This window comes from Trabulsiella odontotermitis (genome assembly GCF_001188485.1).
GTDB classification, from domain to species: Bacteria; Pseudomonadota; Gammaproteobacteria; order Enterobacterales; family Enterobacteriaceae; genus Trabulsiella; species Trabulsiella odontotermitis_A.
In genome coordinates this window covers 1-20,799 of record NZ_JNGH01000023.1, presented here as the reverse complement: position 1 = coordinate 20,799, position 20,799 = coordinate 1, and the positions used below count along the sequence as shown (strand labels likewise).

Below are 20,799 nucleotides of genomic sequence, written 5' to 3'. Positions count from 1 at the left end.
AAAAGGTATGTTTAAAACGAAGTCAAAACTAACTTAGCACGACTGAAGGCAGGCGTCCAGCGTTCCACATTAATTAGGAATACCGGACGCCTGAACCGAAAGGGGTTACGCCTGGTTGGCGTCCAGGAACTCTTTCAGCTGACCTTTGGACAGGGCGCCCACTTTGGTCGCGATGACGTCGCCACCTTTAAACAGCAGCAGCGTCGGGATGCCGCGGATACCGTATTTCGGCGCCGTTGCCGGGTTCTGATCAATGTTCAGTTTAGCCACGGTCAGCTTGCCTTCATACTCAGTAGCGATCTCATCCAGAATCGGGGCGATCATTTTGCACGGACCACACCACTCTGCCCAGAAATCGACGAGGGTCAGCCCCTCAGCCTTGAGTACGTCCGTGTCAAAACTGTCGTCAGTCAGGTGAATAATTTTATCGCTCATATTTAACTCCGCAGGAATAAGCCTGGTGCGTTGGTGTAGCATTATCAACAATCAACGACCCGTTGATGTTGCTTTAGCCAACTAAAAGGTTGACGTTATTTCACCGGATACGCTTTCTTAATGCAATAGTAAGCTGATATTCTACCACACTATGAGCAAAACACATTTAACAGAACAGAAGTTTTCCGACTTCGCCCTGCACCCAATGGTGATTGAAGCCCTTGAAACTAAAGGGTTTCATAATTGTACGCCCATTCAGGCGCTCGCACTGCCGCTGACGCTGGCGGGTCGTGACGTTGCCGGGCAGGCGCAAACCGGTACCGGCAAAACGATGGCGTTTCTTACGTCAACGTTTCATTATCTTCTCTCTCACCCCGTGCCAGAAAACCGCCAGGTTAACCAACCGCGTGCGCTGATCATGGCACCGACGCGCGAGCTGGCGGTGCAGATTCATGCCGATGCAGAGCCGCTGGCGAACGCAACGGGCCTGAAGCTGGGGCTGGCTTACGGTGGCGACGGCTACGACAAACAGCTGAAAGTGCTGGAAAGCGGTGTCGATATCCTGATTGGCACCACCGGCCGTCTCATTGATTACACCAAGCAGAACCACGTCAATCTTGGCGCGATTCAGGTCGTTGTGCTGGATGAAGCCGATCGCATGTACGATCTGGGCTTTATCAAAGATATTCGCTGGCTGTTCCGCCGTATGCCGCCTGCGAATCAGCGTCTGAATATGCTGTTTTCCGCAACCCTGTCTTACCGCGTACGCGAACTGGCGTTTGAACAAATGAACAACGCTGAGTACGTCGAAGTCGAACCGGAACAAAAAACCGGGCACCGTATTAAAGAAGAGCTGTTCTATCCTTCCAACGACGAAAAAATGCGTTTGCTGCAAACGCTGCTGGAAGAAGAGTGGCCGGATCGCACCATTATTTTCGCCAACACCAAACACCGTTGCGAAGATATCTGGGGCCATCTGGCGGCAGACGGCCATCGCGTGGGTCTGCTGACCGGCGACGTGGCGCAGAAAAAACGCCTGCGCATTCTTGATGAATTTACCCGTGGCGATCTCGATATTCTGGTTGCCACCGACGTTGCCGCGCGCGGTCTGCATATTCCAGCCGTAACGCACGTGTTCAATTACGATTTACCAGATGACTGCGAAGACTACGTTCACCGTATCGGCCGTACTGGTCGCGCGGGCGCAAGCGGTCACTCCATCAGTCTGGCCTGTGAAGAGTACGCGCTGAATCTGCCGGCGATTGAAACCTATATCGGTCACTCGATCCCGGTCAGTAAATACAACTCGGACGCGCTGATGACGGACTTACCAAAGCCGCTGCGCCTGACCCGTACGCGTCAGGGTAATGGACCGCGCCGTTCGGGCGCACCGCGTAACCGTCGTCGTTCAGGTTAAAAAATATGCTCAGCTCTACCTCGCACTCGCTTTATGCGGCTATTGATCTCGGTTCTAATAGTTTTCATATGCTGGTCGTGCGCGAGGTGGAGGGCAGCATTCAGACCCTGACCCGCATCAAACGTAAAGTTCGCCTTGCGGCGGGTCTGAACAGTGATAACCGTCTCTCTGCGGAGGCCATGGAACGTGGCTGGCAGTGTTTGCGGCTCTTTTCTGAACGCCTGCAGGACATCCCACCCACCCAAATCCGTGTTGTTGCTACCGCCACCCTCCGCCTGGCCATTAACGCCAGCGATTTCATCGCCAAAGCGCAAGCGATCCTCGGTTGCCCGATCCAGGTGATCAGTGGTGAAGAAGAAGCGCGTTTGATCTATCAGGGCGTGGCGCACACCACCGGCGGCGACGATCGTCGTCTGGTCGTGGATATCGGTGGTGCCAGCACAGAGTTAGTCACGGGTACGGGCGCGCAGGCGACCTCGCTATTCAGCCTGTCGATGGGCTGCGTCACCTGGCTTGAACGCTATTTCACCGACCGTAATCTGGCACAAGAACACTTTGATGATGCCGAACGCGCAGCGCGTGATGTGCTGCGCCCGGTCGCCGATAACCTGCGCTACCACGGCTGGAAAGTCTGCGTTGGCGCGTCAGGTACGGTACAGGCGCTGCAGGAAATCATGATGGCGCAGGGTATGGATGAGCGCATCACGCTGCCGAAACTACAACAGCTGAAGCAGCGCGCCATTCAGTGCGGACGTCTGGAAGAACTTGAAATCGAAGGGCTGACGCTGGAGCGTGCGCTGGTTTTCCCCAGCGGCCTGGCGATTCTCATCGCCATTTTTACCGAACTGGATATTCAGTGCATGACCCTGGCGGGTGGCGCGCTGCGTGAAGGTCTGGTGTACGGCATGCTGCATCTGGCGGTGGATCAGGATATTCGCAGCCGCACATTGCGCACGATTCAGCGCCGTTTTCTGGTGGATACCGAACAGGCACAGCGCGTGGCGAAACTGGCCGCACGGTTTGCCAGCGACGTGGAAGCGCACTGGGATCTTGAGCCAATTAGCCGCGAGCTGTTGCTGAGCGCCTGTCAGTTACATGAGATCGGCCTCAGCGTGGATTTCAAACAGTCGCCGCAGCACGCCGCGTATCTGGTGCGCAATCTGGATTTGCCGGGTTTCACCCCCGCGCAGAAAAAACTGCTGGCGACGCTGGTACTGAATCAGACTAACCCGGTGGATCTGCCGTCCCTGCATCAACAAAACGCGGTTCCCCCGCGCGTGGCGGAGCACTTGTGCCGTCTGCTGCGGCTGGCCATTCTGTTTGCCAGCCGACGCCGTGACGATCTGCTGCCGGAAATTACGCTACATGCCCACGGCGAGCAACTGACGCTCACGCTGCCAGAACACTGGCAGGCGGATCATCCGCTCGGCGCGGAAATGGTTGTGCAGGAGTGCCAGTGGCAGAGCTACGTCCACTGGCCGCTTGAAGTGAAATAACCTTTACTTCTCTTTTGCTTTCGCCAGCATCGCTCTGATATTGGCCACGTTCGCCTGACCTTTATGCATCCGCTCTTCTGCCGTAATCACTTTACGCTCCTGCTCCCAGATAACGTCATCCTGCGGCAGTTCCAGTAAAAAACGGCTCGGTTCGGGGCGCACCAGTTCACCATACTGACGGCGCTCTTTGCACAGCGTAAAAATTAGCTCTTTCTGCGCGCGGGTAATGCCCACATAGGCCAGCCGACGCTCTTCATCAATATTGTCTTCATCGATGCTGCTCTGGTGCGGCAGAAAGCCCTCTTCCATTCCCACCATAAACACATACGGGAACTCCAGACCTTTTGAGGCGTGCAGCGTCATCAACTGGACCTGATCCATATCTTCTTCGCTCTCGCCGCGTTCCATCATATCGCGCAGCGTAAAGCGGGTGACCACCTGGGTCAGCGTCATCGGCTCTTCCAGCTCGGAGCCTTCGAGCATTTCCGTCATCCAGCTGAACAGCTGATTGACGTTTTTCATGCGCATTTCGGCGGCTTTCGGACTCGGTGAGGTTTCGAACAGCCAGGACTCATAATCAACGCCGTGGATCAGGTCGCGCACGGCGGCAACCGGTTCGCTTTCCGACAGACGCTGGATCTCGCCCAGCCAGTGGGTGAAGCGGGTTAACGCTTCATAACCACGCCCTGACAGCGTCTGCGTCAGTCCCATGTCGAAGCTGGCGGTAAACAGGCTTTTGTTGCGGCTGGATGCCCATTCCCCCAGCTTTTGCAGCGTTGCCGGGCCAATCTCGCGCTTTGGCGTATTCACAATGCGCAGAAATGCGCTGTCGTCGTCCGGGTTGGTCAGCACGCGCAGATAGGCGAGCAAATCTTTGATTTCCGGGCGGGAGAAAAATGACGTGCCGCCGGAAATTTTGTACGGGATGCGGTTCTGCATCAGCATTTTTTCAAATACGCGCGACTGATGATTGCCGCGGTAGAGAATAGCGTAATCCTTGTACTGCGTTTTGTTGACAAAGTGATGGGCGATCAGCTCCCCGGTCACGCGCTCCGCCTCGTGCTCTTCATGATTTGCGCTCAGCACTTTCAGCTCCGGGCCATAGCCCAGCTCCGAAAACAGACGCTTTTCGAATACGTGCGGGTTATTGGCAATCAGAATGTTCGCCGCTTTCAGAATGCGCCCTGATGAGCGGTAGTTCTGTTCGAGCTTGATCACCTGCAACGCCGGGAAATCCTGACTGAGCAGCACCAGGTTTTGCGGACGCGCGCCGCGCCAGGAATAAATCGACTGGTCGTCGTCGCCCACCACGGTGAAGCGGGCGCGGGCGCCCACCAGCAGTTTTACCAGCTCATACTGACTGGTGTTGGTGTCCTGATATTCGTCCACCAGCAGATAACGGATCCTGTTCTGCCACCGCTCGCGAACCTCTTCGTTACGCTGCAACAGCAGCGTCGGCAGCAGGATCAGATCGTCGAAATCCAGCACATTGCAGGCTTTCATATGCGCGTCGTACAGGCCATAGCAGTGCGCGAAAATGCGGTCCCGTTCGCCTTTCGCTTGCGCCGCAGCCTGCGCGGGGGTCAGCAGATCGTTTTTCCAGTTGGAGATCGTTGAGATCAGCTGTTGCAGCAGGGTTTTATCATCTTCAATTAGCCCTTCAGTCAACTCTTTCAGCAACGCCACCTGATCGGTATCGTCAAACAGCGAGAAGTTCGATTTCATCCCCAGCGCGGCAAATTCGCGTTTGATAATCTCCAGCCCCAGCGTGTGAAACGTTGAGATCATCAGCCCACGCGCCTCTTTGCGCCCCAGCGTCTGCGCCACACGCTCTTTCATTTCGCGCGCCGCTTTATTGGTAAAGGTCACCGCGGCGATATGCCGCGCCTGATAACCACAGCCACGGATCAGATGCGCGATCTTGTTGGTGATCACGCGGGTTTTGCCTGAACCAGCGCCCGCCAGCACCAGGCAGGGTCCAGTAACAAATTCGACGGCTTGTTGCTGTCCGGGGTTTAAACGCATGGGAGTATTGCTCAATCTTCGAACGGGGAAGGGATTGTAGCAGAAACCGGGGCCGATGGAGCAGCAGGCTGCCCTTTCAGGCAGCCTGAAAATACAGCAATCAGGAAGCGGGGGCCGCCATTGGCGTGGAGCCGTTGCGTTTAGCGCTGATAATCCAGCTGTAGGACCCCATCACCGCAATCGCGGTCAGCAGAACATACTCGAGCGACATGGCGTAAACGCCCTGCACCGCGTAGATCACCACGCTAATCACGTCGATAAGCACCCAAAGTAGCCAGTTCTCGACGTATTTGCGGGTCATCAGCACCATCGCGGCAATCGACAGCACCAGCATGGTGGAATCCCAGAACGGGAAGGCATCCGGCTGCAGATCGGGCATCGCCACTGAAACGCCCACGACCTGCAACAGCGCCAGCATAATGCGGGTCAGCATGGCGAACACCGGGTCGATAAACAACGTCATCAGCAAAATCGCGGCTACGCACACACCGCTCAGCATGAACGTCTGCTGACGGGAGATCCAGCGCACCTTCAGTTCCGCCTCATTGGCCTCGTTCTGACGGCTCCAGGCATACCAGCCATAGATGTTGGCGGCAAAGAAGAACACCTGCAGCAGCAGGCTGGCGTACAGCTGGATCTGGAAAAAGATCGCCGCGAACAGCGTGACGTTAATCAGACCGAACAGGTAGTTGATAATGTTTTCGCGGCTGGCGTACCAGATGCACAGTAAACCAAATACGGTGCCGATGGCTTCAATCCATGACAGGGCATAACCGCCTTCACCCAGAGGAATGTTGACCATCACGTTGTTAATACTGAAAAAGTCCATCATTGCTCTCCTTGCTGGCTATCGGAATAGATGGCGTGTAGCGCCAGGGAAATCTGACGTGCTTCACCCTGCAGACACAGCGCATCCTGCTGAACAAAATCATTGATACTGCTATCGAGAGACCCGTTATGCGCGACGACCACGTTCAACAGCGACGCCGTACGTAAGCCGCGCAATGATCCGACCACCATCAGCGCCGCGCTTTCCATATCCGCGCCCAGAATGCCGCGCGCTGACCATTCGGCATCCAGCGCCGCTTCGCGATCGGTATAGAAACTGTCGTGGCTGCGTACCAGTCCGCTGAAGGCCGGGATTTGCAGCAGTTGAGACTGACGAATCAGCTGCGCGGTAAGCTGCGGATCCGCACAGGCGGGATAGCTGGCGGGAGCGTAGGTTTTACTGGTGCCTTCGTCGGCGACCGCGCCCTGCGCGATGACCACATCGCCGAGCGTGAGGAAATCCTGCAACGCGCCGCAACTGCCGATGCGAATCAGCGTTTTGATGCCGATCTGGCGAAGCTCTTCAATGGCGATGGCGGTGGATGGCCCGCCGATGCCCGTCGACACGACCAGAATTTCGATGCCCCGATACCAGCCGCGCAGCGCCCGAAACTCGCGGTTCTGCCCCAACGGTTCAGGGTTATCAAGAAACTGCGCGATGCGATCCACCCGCTGCGGATCGCCCGGCAACAGCGCGTACTGCGCGCCGGTACTGCTCTCACTGAGTCGAATATGTGGTTGAAGCGACATGCCCCCGTCTCCTTATCGTTCATCTGACTTCACATTCAGATGCCAGCCTCCTGTCTGAGTTTGTCGGGGGCTAACAGCACAATCCGCTCGCCATCGGTGTCGATGATCTGCAGCGTTTTCAGATCGTGCAAAATGCGGTTAATACTGCGTGTCGTCGCCGCAAATTCCTGACTGAGATTCTGCTTATCGAGCAGAATCGTGGGTGTTCCCTGATGTTGATACCGTTGCCATAGCGCCTGACAGACGCGCTGATGCAGCGAATAAAGGTTATCGCTGCTGGCCTTTTTCGACAGCTGGTAATACTGCTGACTGAAAAACCGCAGCATCCGCTGATTAAAATGGTTATCTAATGCCAGCCAGCGGGAAAAATGTTCCTGCGACAGCGTCAGCAGTTGTACAGGGCTGACCGCCGCCACGGAGCAGATGTAATGGCGTGACTCAAAAATCTCCAGCTCACCCAGCATGTCGCCTTTGCTGTAGTGTGCCTGCCGGTAGCGACGGCCATCTTCAGCTTCAAAAAAGACATCCACCTCGCCGGTGACGATCAGCGAAAATTGCTGGCAAATGTCACCCTGCCGGCAAATCAACGCGCCGCGCGGAATCTCCTCAAAACGCCAGCATTGCATGATTTCCAGTGGGCAGTTTTTGAGTAATTCATACAGCACGGGATCGCGAACAACCTGGGTCAGCCCGGAAAGCCAGTCACCCGAAAATTCTGTTTTTTTCATTGTGTTCATGTTATCTCGCTCCCTTGCCGGAAGGACAGGACGGGCGTCCCGGGCAAGGATGGATTCAACGGACAAAACTGTTGCTCATCTCCCGCTTCATTAAACCGGGCGGGACATCTGTCCTGCGCTATCGAAGAGTATATGTCTGACGCCCTCAGGAGTGATAAAGTGGCGGGCAACCTTTGAGAAGTGAGAACGGAATAATGGCAAAAACGGCAGCAGCACTGCACATTCTTGTAAAAGAAGAGAAACTGGCTCTGGATCTCCTGGAGCAGATTAAAAACGGCGCCGACTTCGGCAAGCTGGCGAAGAAACACTCTATCTGCCCGTCAGGCAAACGAGGCGGTGATTTAGGCGAATTCCGTCAGGGCCAGATGGTGCCGGCATTCGACAAAGTCGTGTTCTCCTGCCCGGTGCTGGAGCCTACTGGCCCGCTGCATACGCAGTTCGGTTACCACATCATTAAAGTGCTGTACCGCAACTGATAAAAAAGCCCGGTGGCGCTCACGCTTACCGGGCCTACATCATAGACTTTATCCTGCTACCGCAATACGCTTCATATCCGTCATATAACCGCGCAGCTTCTGACCCACTTTCTCGATCGCATGACCGCGAATCGCGTCGTTGGCATCGCGCAACTGAGCATTATCAACCGCGCCTTCAGCAATCGCTTTGCCCAGATCGCCCGGCTGCAGGGTAGTCATGAATTCTTTCAGCAGCGGAACGCAGGCGTAAGAGAACAGGTAGTTACCGTACTCGGCGGTATCGGAAATCACCACGTTCATTTCATACAGACGCTTACGCGCGATGGTATTGGCGATCAGCGGCAGCTCATGCAGGGATTCATAGTAAGCGGATTCTTCGATGATGCCCGCATCAACCATGGTTTCAAACGCCAGCTCAACGCCCGCTTTGACCATCGCGATCATCAGCACGCCTTTATCGAAATACTCCTGCTCGCTGATTTTACCTTCAAACTGCGGCGCGGTTTCGAACGCGGTTTTGCCGGTCTCCTCACGCCAGGTCAGCAGTTTTTTGTCGTCGTTCGCCCAGTCCGCCATCATGCCAGAAGAGAACTCGCCGGAGATGATGTCGTCCATGTGTTTCTGGAACAACGGTGCCATGATCTCTTTCAGCTGTTCTGACAGCGCGTAAGCACGCAGTTTCGCCGGGTTGGACAGTCGGTCCATCATCAGGGTGATGCCGCCCTGCTTCAGCGCTTCGGTGATGGTTTCCCAACCGAACTGGATCAGTTTTTCGGCATAAGCCGGGTCGGTACCGTCCGCCACCAGCTTGTCGAAACACAGCAGAGAACCGGCCTGCAACATACCGCACAGAATCGTCTGCTCACCCATCAGGTCAGATTTCACTTCCGCAACGAAAGACGATTCCAGCACGCCAGCACGGTGACCGCCGGTCGCCGCGGCCCAGGCTTTGGCAATCGCCATGCCTTCGCCTTTCGGATCGTTTTCCGGATGGACTGCGATCAGGGTCGGCACGCCGAAGCCACGCTTATACTCTTCACGCACTTCGGTACCCGGACATTTCGGCGCCACCATCACCACGGTGATGTCTTTACGGATCTGCTCGCCCACTTCCACGATGTTGAAACCGTGGGAATAGCCCAGCGCCGCGCCGTCTTTCATCAGGGGCTGTACGGAACGCACCACGTCAGAGTGCTGCTTGTCCGGCGTCAGGTTAACCACCAGATCGGCCTGCGGGATCAGCTCTTCATAGGTACCCACTTTGAAGCCGTTTTCGGTCGCTTTACGCCATGATGCGCGCTTTTCAGCAATCGCTTCTTTACGCAGTGCGTAGGCGATATCCAGGCCGGAGTCACGCATGTTCAGGCCCTGGTTCAGACCCTGAGCGCCACAGCCGACGATGACCACTTTTTTACCCTGAAGGTAGCTCGCGCCATCGGCAAATTCGTCGCGCGCCATAAAGCGGCATTTGCCCAGTTGCGCCAGCTGCTGACGCAGATTCAGTGTATTGAAGTAGTTAGCCATGTTTATCACCCCGTGATGTGTGTCGTGCTTATTGTTCGGTTCGCTTTTGCGAGAATGAACTTACTATATGACAGGAAAAGTATTGCGGAAATTGATATATTCACAACGTCATATTGCAATTTCTGCAATACCAACCGGTGGAGTCTCGCTCGTGGATTTACGCGATCTGAAAACCTTTCTGCATCTGGCGGATAGCCGCCATTTTGGCCGTAGCGCACGGGCGATGCACGTCAGCCCGTCCACGCTGTCCCGGCAGATCCAGCGTCTGGAAGAGGATCTCGGCCAGCCGCTGTTTGTGCGCGACAACCGCACGGTCACGCTGACCGAAGCGGGTGACGAGTTACGGATATTCGCCCAACAGATGCTGTTGCAGTATCAGCAACTGCGCCACACCATCGATCAGAAAGGGCCGTCGCTCTCCGGGGAATTGCATATTTTCTGCTCCGTGACCGCCGCCTACAGCCATTTGCCGCCGATCCTCGACAGGTTTCGTGCCGAGCATCCCTCCGTTGAAATCAAGCTCACCACCGGCGATGCCGCAGACGCGATGGAAAAAGTGGTCACTGGCGAAGCCGATCTGGCGATTGCCGGGAAACCGGAAACCCTGCCCGGCGCGGTGGCGTTTTCGATGCTGGAAAATCTGGCGGTGGTGCTGATTGCTCCGGCGCTGCCCTGCCCGGTGCGTAATCAGGTCTCGCAGGAAAACCCGGACTGGTCGACAGTGCCGTTCATCATGGCCGATCAGGGGCCGGTACGCCGCCGCATCGAGCTGTGGTTCCGCCGTCAAAAGATCAGCAACCCGTCAATTTACGCTACCGTTGGCGGTCACGAAGCGATGGTGTCGATGGTCGCGCTCGGCTGCGGCGTGGCGCTGCTGCCGGAAGTGGTGCTGGAAAACAGCCCGGAGCCAGTGCGCAATCGCGTAATGATTCTGGAACGCAGCGACGAAAAGACACCGTTCGAGCTCGGTGTTTGCGCACAAAAAAAGCGGCTGCATGAGCCGCTTATTGATGCGTTCTGGAAACTGCTGCCGGGCCACTAACCCGCGAGGAAAAAGCGGAACGCCGGGTTGTTCGTTTCATCGTGACAGTCGTAGCCCAGCTCGTTAAGTCGCGTTTCGAAATCCGGCTCGTGTTCACCCAGTTCAAACGCCGCCAGCACGCGGCCGTAATCGGTGCCGTGGCTGCGGTAGTGGAACAGCGAAATGTTCCAGTGGGTACCGAGCGTATAGAGAAATTTCAGCAACGCGCCAGGTGATTCCGGAAATTCAAAGCTGTACAGACGCTCCTGCAACGGTTTCGACGGACGACCGCCCACCATGTAGCGCACGTGCAGTTTCGCCATCTCATCGTCGGAAAGGTCCACCACGCTGTAACCGCCCTTATGCAGCAGGTCGAGGATCTCTTTGCGCTCTTCCAGACCGCGGCGTAACCGCACGCCGACAAAAATACAGGCATCTTTGGCATCAGCGAAACGGTAGTTGAATTCCGTGACCGAACGCCCGCCGAGCAACTGACAGAATTTGAGGAAACTGCCCTTCTCTTCCGGAATGGTCACCGCCAACAGCGCTTCGCGCTGTTCGCCCAGCTCGCAGCGTTCAGAGACATAGCGCAGGCCGTGGAAATTCACGTTCGCACCGGACAGGATATGCGCCAACCGTTCGCCACGAATGTTGTGCTGCGCGATGTACTTCTTCATGCCCGCCAGCGCCAGCGCGCCCGAGGGCTCAGCTACTGCACGCACGTCTTCGAACAGGTCTTTCATCGCCGCACAGATGGCGTCGCTGTCGACGGTGATGATGTCGTCGAGGTACGCCTGGCACAGGCGGAAGGTTTCGTCGCCAATGCGTTTCACCGCCACGCCCTCGGCAAACAGCCCGACACGCGGCAGATCGACAGGATGGCCAGCATCCAGCGCGGCTTTCAGGCAAGCGGAATCTTCCGCTTCAACGGCGATCACTTTGATCTGTGGCATCAGCTGTTTGATCAACACCGCCACGCCTGCCGCCAGCCCGCCACCGCCGACCGGGACGAAAACGCGATCGATATGCGCGTCCTGCTGCAGCAATTCCAGCGCCAGCGTGCCCTGTCCGGCAATCACCATCGGGTGATCGAACGGCGGTACCCACGTAAAGCCCTGCTGTTGCGACAGCTCAATAGCTTTCGCCTTTGCTTCGTCAAAATTGGCGCCGTGCAGCAGCACTTCGCCGCCGAAACCGCGCACCGCGTCGACTTTGATATCGGCCGTGGCAACCGGCATGACGATCAGCGCCTTCACGCCGAGGCGTGCGGAAGAGAACGCAACACCCTGCGCGTGGTTGCCCGCAGACGCGGTGATCACACCGCGCGCTTTCTGCTCTTCAGTCAGCCCTGCCATCATGGCGTACGCGCCACGCAGCTTAAAGCTGTGCACCGGCTGCCTGTCTTCGCGCTTCACCAGAATGACGTTTTCGAGGCGCGACGACAGTTTTTCCATCTTCTGCAGCGGTGTGACCTGCGCGGCTTCATACACCGGCGCGCGCAGCACGGCCCTCAGATATTCTGCCCCCTCAGGGGCAGCGGACAAGGATTCGGCCATCATTAGCCTCCAAGTTTGGATTTATCGCGCACGGCGCCTTTATCCGCACTGGTGGCCAGGCTCGCATAAGCCCGCAGGGCGAAAGACACTTCACGCTGACGATCGCGCGGCGTCCAGGCTTTATCACCACGTGCTTCCTGCGCTTCACGGCGCGCCGCCATCTCCCGATCGCTGACCTGAAGTTGAATTCCACGGTTCGGGATATCAATAGCAATCAGGTCGCCATCTTCAATCAACGCGATGCTGCCACCGCTGGCGGCTTCCGGTGAAACGTGACCGATGGACAGGCCCGACGTGCCGCCAGAGAAACGACCGTCGGTGATCAGCGCACAGGCTTTGCCAAGCCCCATCGATTTCAGGAAGGTGGTCGGGTAGAGCATTTCCTGCATGCCCGGGCCGCCTTTCGGCCCTTCGTAGCGGATGACGACCACGTCGCCCTCCACCACTTTGCCGCCGAGGATCGCGTCAACCGCCTCTTCCTGGCTTTCGTATACTTTAGCCGGGCCAGTAAATTTCAGGATGCTGTCATCAACGCCTGCGGTTTTTACAATGCAGCCGTTTTCAGCGATGTTGCCGTACAGCACCGCCAGCCCGCCATCTTTGCTGTAGGCGTGCTCAAGGGAACGGATACAGCCTTCGGCGCGGTCGTCATCAAGCGAATCCCAACGGCAATCCTGAGAAAACGCCTGCGTGGTGCGAATGCCCGCCGGGCCTGCGCGATACATCGCCTTCACCGCCGCGTCGTCCGTCTGCATCACGTCATATTGCGCCAGCGACTCCGGCAACGTCAGGCCAAGCACGTTTTTCACGTCGCGGTTCAGCAGACCCGCGCGATCCAGCTCACCGAGAATGCCAAGCACCCCGCCAGCGCGGTGTACGTCTTCCATATGGTATTTCTGCGTGCTCGGCGCCACTTTGCACAGTTGCGGCACTTTGCGCGACAGCTTGTCGATATCACTCATGGTGAAATCAATTTCGGCTTCCTGCGCCGCCGCCAGCAGGTGCAGTACGGTATTCGTGGAGCCGCCCATCGCGATGTCCAGCGTCATGGCGTTCTCAAACGCCGCTTTGCTGGCGATATTGCGCGGCAGCGCGCTGGCGTCATCCTGCTCGTAGTAGCGCTTGGTCAGCTCAACAATGCGTGAACCGGCATTGAGGAACAGCTGTTTGCGGTCAGCGTGGGTCGCCAGCAGCGAGCCGTTGCCCGGCTGCGACAGGCCCAGCGCTTCGGTGAGACAGTTCATCGAGTTAGCGGTGAACATACCGGAGCAGGAGCCGCAGGTCGGACAGGCAGAACGCTCAACCTGATCGCTCTGCGCGTCGGAGACTTTCGGGTCCGCCCCCTGAATCATCGCATCGACCAGATCCAGCTTGATGATCTTATCGGAGAGCTTGGTTTTTCCGGCTTCCATCGGGCCGCCGGAGACGAAAATCACCGGAATATTGAGGCGCAGGGAGGCCATCAGCATCCCCGGTGTGATTTTATCGCAGTTGGAAATGCAGACCATCGCATCGGCGCAGTGAGCATTGACCATATATTCAACAGAATCGGCGATGAGCTCGCGCGATGGCAGTGAATAAAGCATGCCCCCGTGACCCATCGCGATGCCGTCATCCACAGCGATCGTATTGAACTCTTTCGCCACGCCGCCGGAGGCTTCAATTTGCTCGGCAACCAGCTTTCCGAGATCGCGCAGGTGAACGTGCCCCGGCACGAACTGGGTAAACGAGTTCACAACGGCAATGATCGGTTTGCCGAAATCGGCNCGCGCGGGGCCCCCCGCCATGTTGCGGCCGTGGGTGGTGGTGGCGGAACGGTACTTAGGCATGCTTCGTTTACTCCCGGTGTCTTTTCCTTTCATACTTCACGCCGCAGGTGCGTTGTCACCTTTCTGCAACGCGAAGTACTTTGGGAAAATATAATATTAATTATTGATTTACTGGATCCAGCCAGCCCCATTTATCTTCGGTTTCGCCGGTAAAGAGGCCAAAGAACGCTTTCTGAATACGTTTGGTGACCGGACCACAGCGGCCTTCACCCACCTGGATACCGTCGACACTGCGCACCGGCGTGATTTCCGCCGCGGTGCCGGACATGAATACTTCGTCAGCCAGATACAGCGACTCGCGAGACAGCACCTGCTCGCGCACTTCAATACCCAGTTCTTTCGCCAGCTTGATGATCGCGTCGCGGGTGATGCCCGGCAGCGCAGAAGAGGTAAACGGCGGAGTGAACAGTACGCCGTCTTTCACTTCAAACAGGTTTTCGCCCGCACCTTCGGAGATGTAGCCATTAACGTCCAGGGCGATACCTTCCTGATAACCATGGCGGCGCGCTTCGCTACCAACCAGCAGTGAGGAAAGATAGTTGCCGCCCGCTTTCGCTGCGGTCGGAATGGTGTTCGGCGCGGCGCGGTTCCATGACGAAACCATCGCATCAATGCCCTGCTCCAACGCTTCTGCGCCGAGGTAGGCGCCCCATGGGAAAGCGGCGATAATCACATCGGTGGTGTATCCCGGAGGTGGGTTCACCCCCATGCCAACATCGCCCACGAACACCAGCGGACGAATATAGGCGCTGGTCAGGTTATTTTTGCGGATCACCGCGCGGCAGGCTTCCATCAATTCATCGACGCTCTGAGTCACCGGGAAACGATAAATTTTGGCTGAGTCACGAAGACGCTGCATGTGTTCACGATGGCGGAACACCACTGGCCCTTTATGGGAATCGTAGCAGCGGATACCTTCAAAAACGGAGGTACCGTAATGCAGTGCGTGGGACATTACGTGCACTTTGGCATCTTCCCAACGAATCATCTCGCCATTGGACCAGATGTAATCAGCTTTTTTCGTCGTCATTATTTCTTCCTTTTGCGCTCAGGCGCGGATTTGTTGTGATGATGTTGTTCGTTGCTGGATCTCGACACAGGCGACGTCGACCAGTTTGCTCAACTGACTAAACAGTAATTCGACTGGACGAGGGCTGGCAACGGTCAATTCGATATTAATATTCTGCGCATCAGTTGCGGTCTCCATATTCATAGAACAAATCTGAAAACCGCGATGGCGTACCACGCGTAAAACACGCTCTAACGTTTCCGGGTTGAAGCGAGCCTGAACGGCGAGCTGATGTTGCATCATGATAATTTCTCCAGCATTTGCGAGTTACTGGCACCTGGCGGCACCAATGGCCAGACGTTCTCAAGCTCATCGATTGAGACATGAAGCAGGTAAGGCCCCTCGCTTGACAGCATGGTGTCGAGTGCCGCTTCAACCTGGTCTTTACGGGTGATGTGCTGGCCTGGAATGCCGAAGGCGCTGGCCAGCGTGAGGAAATCGGGATTATCGGTAAGGGTGGTTTCGCTATAACGTTCCTGAAAAAACAACTGCTGCCACTGGCGAACCATGCCTAATCGCTGGTTATCCAGTAAAACAATCTTCAGCGGCAGCTGCTTTCGTTTTACGGTGCCCAGCTCCTGAACATTCATCATGAACGAGCCGTCACCGGAGATACAGATCACTGTATCGTTCGGGCGCGCCACCTGAGCACCCACGGCAGCCGGTAAGCCAAAGCCCATCGTGCCCAGCCCGCTGGAGGTAATGAAATTTTCCGGGCGGGTATAAGTCATATGCTGTGCCGACCACATCTGATGCTGTCCCACGTCAGTAGTCACCACGCAGTCTGCTGGCTTGCGATCGGACAGCTGTTTCAGCAGCAAGGGAGCGTAAATGGCTTCACCCGGGTGATCGTAGCGCCAGGCGTGTTCTGCGCGTAATTCCGCCACCTGTTGTTGCCAGGCCGCGATAGCCAACGGCTGAGTCAGGGCCGGCAGCATGGCGTTCAGATCGCCCTGCAACGCGACATGCACCTGACGCAGTTTATTCATTTCCGCCGGATCGATATCCATGTGGATCACGCTGGCGTGCGGCGCGAAGGTATTCAGTTTGCCGGTCACGCGGTCGTCAAAACGCGCACCAACGGCGATCAACAGGTCACATTCCTGCACCGCCAGGTTCGCCGCTTTGGTGCCATGCATCCCGAGCATGCCGAGATAGTACGGGTAATCTGCTTCCACCGCTCCCAGCCCTTTCAGGGTGCATACCGCGGGCATTTGCGTGACGGCGATAAACTCGCGCAGCGCCGGAACCGCCTGCGCCATGCCGACACCACCGCCAATGTACAGCATCGGTTTTTGCGCCTGCGCCAGCATCTGACGCGCCTGTTCGACTTCGGCGTGAGGGAAAGCGTCCGGGGTTTCTACAGTCGAGAAATGCGGCTCCAGAGCCGCCTGCGCGAGCTGAATATCTTTAGGAATATCCACCAGTACCGGGCCAGGACGGCCTGAGTTTGCCACCTCAAACGCGTCTGCCATGACACGCGGCAGCTCTTCGAGGGACTGCACCAGAAAACTGTGTTTGGTACAGGCCAGCGACAAACCGAGAACGTCCACTTCCTGAAAAGCATCGGTACCGATAAACGGCGACGCCACCTGCCCGGTGATGGCAACCACAGGAACAGAATCGAGCAGCGCATCCGCCAGGCCGGTGATCAGGTTGGTCGCGCCGGGGCCAGACGTGGCGATACACACACCCGTTTTACCCGTCGCGCGGGCATAGCCGATGGCCGCCATCGCCGCGCCCTGCTCATGTCGGCACAGTAGATGTTCCACACCGCCGTCATACAATGCATCGTAAACCGGCATAATTGCGCCCCCCGGATAGCCGAATACAGTGTCAACTCCCTGTGCGCGCAATGCATGTACCACCCACTGAGCCCCGTTCATAGTTACTTCCCCGCCGTAAATTGTGAGAAACAGAATTTTATGCTGTTGGTCATTGTCTGTTCCTCGCTTCAGTATTTAGGTCATAAAAAAACCCCCGGACCTTTCGGTGCGGGGGTCTTAGTTCGTTAAGGCTTGATTTCTATGCCTTTCCTCGTCCAAGTGCAGCCCCGCACGGTGGGATAATAATCACCACCACGCTAATCACGACCAGGCTAATCACTCGTAGAAGGGCTGTCATTTTGTTTACTTTTGGCTTCTTGTTCGAAGGAATACCTAAAGAGGTAACACAGGCAGCGGCGTGAACACAAGATTTTTTTATGACGTGCTTTGTGAGCCTGCTAACATTTTTAGCCAAAGCAATTGTTTTTTATAAGAAAAATCGCACTTTTAAAAATTTCAGTTATTTTTAAGCGGCGTGTGCTGCAGGTGGGGCTTCGTCAGACGACGTTTTGAACGTTGCGACGCAGGTTCCGCCATTTCTGCAAGGGGATGAAAATCGGTAAAAATGCAGGAAAGCGCCGCGTATTTCCCATAAGTCACCGATAAAACCCTGCTTCGTAGCCGATATAGTGTCGCCCTCAGGAGGCGCTATGTCGTTATCAGTTGTCTATACCCGCGCAGCACTTGGCGTTACCGCACCGCTTATTACCGTCGAGGTGCATATCAGCAATGGTTTACCCGGCTTGACGCTGGTTGGCCTTCCGGAAACCACCGTGAAAGAGGCCCGGGATCGGGTGCGCAGTGCAATCATAAACAGTGGTTATGAGTTTCCGGCGAAGAAGATCACTATCAACCTTGCACCCGCCGATCTGCCAAAGGAGGGCGGACGATACGATTTACCTATCGCTATCGCGCTTCTGGTGGCCTCTGAGCAGCTTAACGGGGTAAAGCTGGGTCAGTATGAGTTTGTAGGTGAACTGGCCCTTACCGGCGCGCTACGGGGAATTCCAGGCGCTATTTCAGGCGCAATGGAAGCGATTCGGGCCGGGCGGAGCATTATTGTGGCGGAAGATAACGCCGCCGAGGTGGGGCTGATAGGCGGTACGTGTTGTTTTATCGCCAGTCATCTACAGGAAGTCTGCGCATTCCTGGAAGGGAAACATGTGCTCAATCTGGCGCCGCAAACCAGCGCAGAGGCCGCGGCATCACCGCATGACGATCTCCGCGATGTTATCGGTCAAAGCCAGGGAAAACGTGCGCTCGAAATCACCGCCGCAGGCGGCCACAATTTGCTGTTTGTCGGTCCGCCTGGCACCGGCAAAACGATGCTGGCCAGTCGACTTAATGGCTTGCTTCCCCCGCTGAGCAATGACGAGGCACTCGAAAGCGCGGCAATCATCAGTCTGGTAAATGCGACCAGTGTTAAGGCGCAGTGGCGTCAGCGGCCCTTCCGTTCTCCGCATCATAGTGCATCATTGACCGCCATGGTAGGCGGCGGCTCCATCCCCATGCCTGGCGAGATTTCACTGGCGCACAACGGGATCCTGTTTCTCGATGAGCTCCCTGAATTTGAGCGGCGCGTGCTGGATGCTCTGCGGGAACCGATTGAATCCGGCCAGATCCACATCTCGCGAACCCGCGCGAAAATAACCTATCCGGCACGTTTTCAGCTCATTGCTGCCATGAATCCCAGCCCGACGGGGCACTATCAGGGAAACCATAACCGTGCGACGCCGGAACAGACAATGCGCTATCTGAGTCGTTTGTCCGGCCCCTTTCTCGATCGTTTCGATCTCTCACTGGAGATCCCCCTACCGCCTCCGGGTTTGCTGAGCCAGGCAACGGACAACGGCGAAAGTACCGCAACGATTCGCGAACGGGTGATACAGGCTCAGGCATGCCAGTACTTGCGGCAGCAAAAGCTCAACGCACGGCTTGAAGGAGGAGAAATACGGGAACACTGCCAGCTGAATGACGACGATGCCCTCTGGCTGGAACAAACACTCACACAGCTCGGACTATCGATACGCGCATGGCAGCGCCTGTTGAAAGTGGCACGAACGATTGCCGATCTTGAGCAGGCTGAACGCATTACCCGGCAGCATTTGCAGGAGGCATTGAGTTACCGGGCGATCGATCGCTTACTGATTCATTTGCAGAAACTGCTGGCATAAAAAAAGGGCCGGAGCCCTTTTTTTATTTAATCATCGCTTTCTGTGTAATCGTCAGAGCCTTCCATCTGCGGTTTACCACCGGACAACGTATGGAAACGCTTCGGACGTTTGATCCGCGCCATATACTTGAACCATACACGCTCTGCTTCTGTCGTTGGCTCACGTTCACCGCGGCACACCGCAACAAATTGTTTCTCGTCTTCGGTTACAGGTTCGCGCTTACCCAGCTCCAGTTCATTGAGAGCATAACCATAACGTTCAAGCAGTTGTGCCTCTTTGATGGTGAAATCACCGTGACGGGAGAAACCACGCGGATAATTTTTATTGTCGAAAAAACGATTTGTCGTCGTAAAGCTTTCCGCCATCCTACACGCTCCTAATTCTTTGGCCGAGCTATTTATGGCGCGGAGTATTAGTTACGCTTGACAGAGTGTAAAACAAAAGATTTAAATCATAACGACAAATAATTTTGCGGAGAAGGTTGTGGATACGGAATTGCTGAAAACTTTCCTCGAAGTCAGCAGAACTCGTCATTTTGGACGCGCTGCTGAAGCGCTCTATTTGACACAATCAGCCGTCAGCTTTCGCATTCGTCAGCTGGAAAATCAGCTCGGCGTGAACCTTTTTACCCGGCATCGCAATAACATACGACTGACGGCCGCGGGCGAAAAATTGCTGCCTTACGCTGAAACATTGATGAATACCTGGCAGGCCGCGCGCAAAGAGGTTGCGCATACTTCACGACATAACGAATTCTCCATTGGTGCCAGCGCGTCACTTTGGGAATGTTTGCTGAACGACTGGCTGGGCAGGCTCTATCAGGCGTCCAGTAATCTTCAGTTTGAAGCACGAATTGCCCAACGCCAGTCTCTGGTTAAGCAATTGCATGAACGACAACTTGATCTGCTGATCACGACGGAATCACCGAAAATGGATGAATTTAGCAGCCAGTTGCTGGGCCATTTCACCCTTGCGCTTTATGCCGCAGAACCTGCGCAAATGAAGGCAGATCTCAACTATTTGCGCCTGGAATGGGGGCCGGATTTTCAGCAACATGAAGTGGGTTTGTTGGCCAGCGATGATGTGCCCAGTCTGACAACCAGCTCTGCAGAACTGGCGCGACAGCAGCTTTCTCCGCTTAATGGCTGCACCTGGTTACCCATGAGTTGGGCTAAAGAGAGAGGGAATTTACACGCGGTGGCGGACAGCGCAACGCTTTCCCGCCCGTTGTATGCCATCTGGCTGCAGAACAGTGATAAACAGACGCAAATCCGCGACATTCTGAAAACCAGCGTGCTGGATTAACGCAGGGGGCAGGCGCCCTCTTGAAGCGTTCGATAAATTGCAGACAAAAAAAATCCTTTGCCGAAGCAAAGGATTATTTTTTATGGCAGGGGCGGAGAGACTCGAACTCCCAACACCCGGTTTTGGAGACCGGTGCTCTACCAATTGAACTACGCCCCTAATTAGGGTGGCGGAACGGACGGGACTCGAACCCGCGACCCCCTGCGTGACAGGCAGGTATTCTAACCGACTGAACTACCGCTCCACCGAAACTGTCTACTGCACCCGCTTTTACACGGGGTACTGCTAAATGGATGCCTGGCAGTGTCCTACTCTCACATGGGGAAGCCCC

Annotated in this window: 20 protein-coding genes and 2 tRNA genes; 6 read left to right on the top strand and 16 right to left on the bottom strand. The window is 56.0% G+C overall.

Features of this window, described 5'->3' with window-relative positions:
• Positions 1–105: 105 nt before the first annotated feature.
• Positions 106–435, bottom strand: coding sequence for a thioredoxin TrxA (gene trxA / locus GM30_RS01230; RefSeq protein WP_049847163.1), 330 nt, complete (start codon positions 433–435; stop codon positions 106–108).
• 151 nt (positions 436–586) lie between these two features.
• Between trxA and rhlB the strand changes: the two genes are divergently transcribed.
• Positions 587–1,852, top strand: a complete 1,266-nt coding sequence (gene rhlB, locus GM30_RS01225) for an ATP-dependent RNA helicase RhlB (protein WP_049847162.1) — start codon at positions 587–589, stop codon at positions 1,850–1,852.
• 5 nt (positions 1,853–1,857) lie between these two features.
• Positions 1,858–3,348 (top strand): guanosine-5'-triphosphate,3'-diphosphate diphosphatase, encoded by a 1,491-nt coding sequence (gppA, locus tag GM30_RS01220; protein WP_049847161.1) that lies wholly within the window; start codon positions 1,858–1,860, stop codon positions 3,346–3,348.
• Between the two features lie 3 nt (positions 3,349–3,351).
• Here the strand turns inward: gppA and rep are convergent, their stop codons facing one another.
• The 4 genes from rep to GM30_RS01200 all read right to left on the bottom strand — a co-directional run bounded on the left by rep (position 3,352) and on the right by GM30_RS01200 (position 7,688).
• On the bottom strand, positions 3,352–5,373 hold the full coding sequence (rep, locus tag GM30_RS01215) for a DNA helicase Rep (protein WP_049847160.1): 2,022 nt from the start codon (positions 5,371–5,373) through the stop codon (positions 3,352–3,354).
• Positions 5,374–5,473: 100 nt separating this feature from the next.
• Positions 5,474–6,202: a nicotinamide riboside transporter PnuC gene (gene pnuC / locus GM30_RS01210; protein ID WP_049847159.1), complete on the bottom strand. Its 729-nt coding sequence runs from the start codon at positions 6,200–6,202 to the stop codon at positions 5,474–5,476.
• On the bottom strand, positions 6,202–6,951 hold the full coding sequence (locus GM30_RS01205; RefSeq protein ID WP_049847158.1) for a nucleoside phosphorylase: 750 nt from the start codon (positions 6,949–6,951) through the stop codon (positions 6,202–6,204). The genes pnuC and GM30_RS01205 overlap by 1 nt, the downstream gene beginning before the upstream one ends.
• Before the next feature lie 35 nt (positions 6,952–6,986).
• Entirely contained in the window at positions 6,987–7,688 is a 702-nt protein-coding gene (locus GM30_RS01200) for a Crp/Fnr family transcriptional regulator (protein WP_049847157.1), read from the bottom strand.
• A 194-nt stretch (positions 7,689–7,882) separates the two neighbouring features.
• Here GM30_RS01200 and ppiC point away from each other — a divergent pair, with 194 nt between their 5' ends.
• A complete protein-coding gene (ppiC, locus tag GM30_RS01195; RefSeq protein ID WP_001140251.1) occupies positions 7,883–8,164 on the top strand; it encodes a peptidylprolyl isomerase PpiC in 282 nt (93 codons plus the stop codon).
• A 48-nt stretch (positions 8,165–8,212) separates the two neighbouring features.
• On the opposite strand, the gene ilvC is transcribed toward ppiC, so the two are convergent.
• Positions 8,213–9,688, bottom strand: a complete 1,476-nt coding sequence (gene ilvC, locus GM30_RS01190) for a ketol-acid reductoisomerase (RefSeq protein WP_049847156.1) — start codon at positions 9,686–9,688, stop codon at positions 8,213–8,215.
• 151 nt (positions 9,689–9,839) lie between these two features.
• On the opposite strand from ilvC, the gene ilvY reads away from it, so the two are divergent.
• Entirely contained in the window at positions 9,840–10,730 is an 891-nt protein-coding gene (gene ilvY / locus GM30_RS01185; RefSeq protein WP_049847155.1) for an HTH-type transcriptional activator IlvY, read from the top strand.
• On the opposite strand, the gene ilvA is transcribed toward ilvY, so the two are convergent.
• From ilvA to ilvL, 7 genes are all read right to left on the bottom strand, one after another.
• Complete coding sequence (gene ilvA / locus GM30_RS01180; RefSeq protein ID WP_155483891.1) at positions 10,727–12,265, bottom strand: threonine ammonia-lyase, biosynthetic; 1,539 nt, start codon at positions 12,263–12,265, stop codon at positions 10,727–10,729. The two genes, ilvY and ilvA, sit on opposite strands and share 4 nt — an antisense overlap.
• 2 nt (positions 12,266–12,267) lie before the next feature.
• Positions 12,268–14,094 (bottom strand): dihydroxy-acid dehydratase, encoded by a 1,827-nt coding sequence (gene ilvD, locus GM30_RS01175; protein WP_049847153.1) that lies wholly within the window; start codon positions 14,092–14,094, stop codon positions 12,268–12,270.
• 100 nt (positions 14,095–14,194) lie between these two features.
• Positions 14,195–15,124, bottom strand: a complete 930-nt coding sequence (locus GM30_RS01170) for a branched-chain amino acid transaminase (protein ID WP_038160350.1) — start codon at positions 15,122–15,124, stop codon at positions 14,195–14,197.
• 18 nt (positions 15,125–15,142) lie between these two features.
• Positions 15,143–15,406 carry an acetolactate synthase 2 small subunit gene (gene ilvM / locus GM30_RS01165; protein ID WP_038160346.1) on the bottom strand — a complete coding sequence of 88 codons (264 nt, stop codon included), beginning with the start codon at positions 15,404–15,406 and terminating at the stop codon, positions 15,143–15,145.
• Positions 15,403–17,049, bottom strand: a complete 1,647-nt coding sequence (gene ilvG / locus GM30_RS01160) for an acetolactate synthase 2 catalytic subunit (protein WP_049847152.1) — start codon at positions 17,047–17,049, stop codon at positions 15,403–15,405. The genes ilvM and ilvG overlap by 4 nt, the downstream gene beginning before the upstream one ends.
• A gap of 2 nt (positions 17,050–17,051) precedes the next feature.
• Positions 17,052–17,102, bottom strand: coding sequence for a peptide IlvX (ilvX, locus tag GM30_RS27775; protein WP_202966995.1), 51 nt, complete (start codon positions 17,100–17,102; stop codon positions 17,052–17,054).
• An 86-nt stretch (positions 17,103–17,188) separates the two neighbouring features.
• Positions 17,189–17,287: an ilv operon leader peptide gene (gene ilvL / locus GM30_RS23500; RefSeq protein ID WP_001311244.1), complete on the bottom strand. Its 99-nt coding sequence runs from the start codon at positions 17,285–17,287 to the stop codon at positions 17,189–17,191.
• 352 nt (positions 17,288–17,639) lie between these two features.
• Between ilvL and GM30_RS01155 the strand changes: the two genes are divergently transcribed.
• Positions 17,640–19,163, top strand: a complete 1,524-nt coding sequence (locus GM30_RS01155; RefSeq protein WP_049847151.1) for a YifB family Mg chelatase-like AAA ATPase — start codon at positions 17,640–17,642, stop codon at positions 19,161–19,163.
• 26 nt (positions 19,164–19,189) lie between these two features.
• On the opposite strand, the gene GM30_RS01150 is transcribed toward GM30_RS01155, so the two are convergent.
• Complete coding sequence (locus GM30_RS01150; RefSeq protein ID WP_038160338.1) at positions 19,190–19,528, bottom strand: MaoP family protein; 339 nt, start codon at positions 19,526–19,528, stop codon at positions 19,190–19,192.
• Between the two features lie 118 nt (positions 19,529–19,646).
• Between GM30_RS01150 and hdfR the strand changes: the two genes are divergently transcribed.
• On the top strand, positions 19,647–20,468 hold the full coding sequence (gene hdfR / locus GM30_RS01145) for an HTH-type transcriptional regulator HdfR (protein WP_049847150.1): 822 nt from the start codon (positions 19,647–19,649) through the stop codon (positions 20,466–20,468).
• An 83-nt stretch (positions 20,469–20,551) separates the two neighbouring features.
• Here hdfR and GM30_RS01140 read toward each other — a convergent pair.
• Both GM30_RS01140 and GM30_RS01135 read right to left on the bottom strand, forming a co-directional pair.
• A tRNA-Trp gene (locus GM30_RS01140) sits at positions 20,552–20,627 on the bottom strand.
• 8 nt (positions 20,628–20,635) lie between these two features.
• Positions 20,636–20,712: transfer RNA gene (locus tag GM30_RS01135), tRNA-Asp, on the bottom strand.
• Positions 20,713–20,799: the final 87 nt, after the last annotated feature.

What these genes read in the sequence shown, in the direction of transcription:
- ilvC (WP_049847156.1), bottom strand. Translation starts at nt 9,688, where the DNA reads ATGGCTAACTACTTCAATACACTGAATCTGCGTCAGCAGCTGGCGCAA.
- trxA (WP_049847163.1), bottom strand. Translation starts at nt 435, where the DNA reads ATGAGCGATAAAATTATTCACCTGACTGACGACAGTTTTGACACGGAC.
- ilvG (WP_049847152.1), bottom strand. Translation starts at nt 17,049, where the DNA reads ATGAACGGGGCTCAGTGGGTGGTACATGCATTGCGCGCACAGGGAGTT.
- ilvL (WP_001311244.1), bottom strand. Translation starts at nt 17,287, where the DNA reads ATGACAGCCCTTCTACGAGTGATTAGCCTGGTCGTGATTAGCGTGGTG.
- pnuC (WP_049847159.1), bottom strand. Translation starts at nt 6,202, where the DNA reads ATGGACTTTTTCAGTATTAACAACGTGATGGTCAACATTCCTCTGGGT.
- ppiC (WP_001140251.1), top strand. Translation starts at nt 7,883, where the DNA reads ATGGCAAAAACGGCAGCAGCACTGCACATTCTTGTAAAAGAAGAGAAA.
- ilvM (WP_038160346.1), bottom strand. Translation starts at nt 15,406, where the DNA reads ATGATGCAACATCAGCTCGCCGTTCAGGCTCGCTTCAACCCGGAAACG.
- GM30_RS01155 (WP_049847151.1), top strand. Translation starts at nt 17,640, where the DNA reads ATGTCGTTATCAGTTGTCTATACCCGCGCAGCACTTGGCGTTACCGCA.
- GM30_RS01200 (WP_049847157.1), bottom strand. Translation starts at nt 7,688, where the DNA reads ATGAACACAATGAAAAAAACAGAATTTTCGGGTGACTGGCTTTCCGGG.
- gppA (WP_049847161.1), top strand. Translation starts at nt 1,858, where the DNA reads ATGCTCAGCTCTACCTCGCACTCGCTTTATGCGGCTATTGATCTCGGT.
- rhlB (WP_049847162.1), top strand. Translation starts at nt 587, where the DNA reads ATGAGCAAAACACATTTAACAGAACAGAAGTTTTCCGACTTCGCCCTG.
- GM30_RS01170 (WP_038160350.1), bottom strand. Translation starts at nt 15,124, where the DNA reads ATGACGACGAAAAAAGCTGATTACATCTGGTCCAATGGCGAGATGATT.
- GM30_RS01150 (WP_038160338.1), bottom strand. Translation starts at nt 19,528, where the DNA reads ATGGCGGAAAGCTTTACGACGACAAATCGTTTTTTCGACAATAAAAAT.
- GM30_RS01205 (WP_049847158.1), bottom strand. Translation starts at nt 6,951, where the DNA reads ATGTCGCTTCAACCACATATTCGACTCAGTGAGAGCAGTACCGGCGCG.
- ilvA (WP_155483891.1), bottom strand. Translation starts at nt 12,265, where the DNA reads ATGGCCGAATCCTTGTCCGCTGCCCCTGAGGGGGCAGAATATCTGAGG.
- rep (WP_049847160.1), bottom strand. Translation starts at nt 5,373, where the DNA reads ATGCGTTTAAACCCCGGACAGCAACAAGCCGTCGAATTTGTTACTGGA.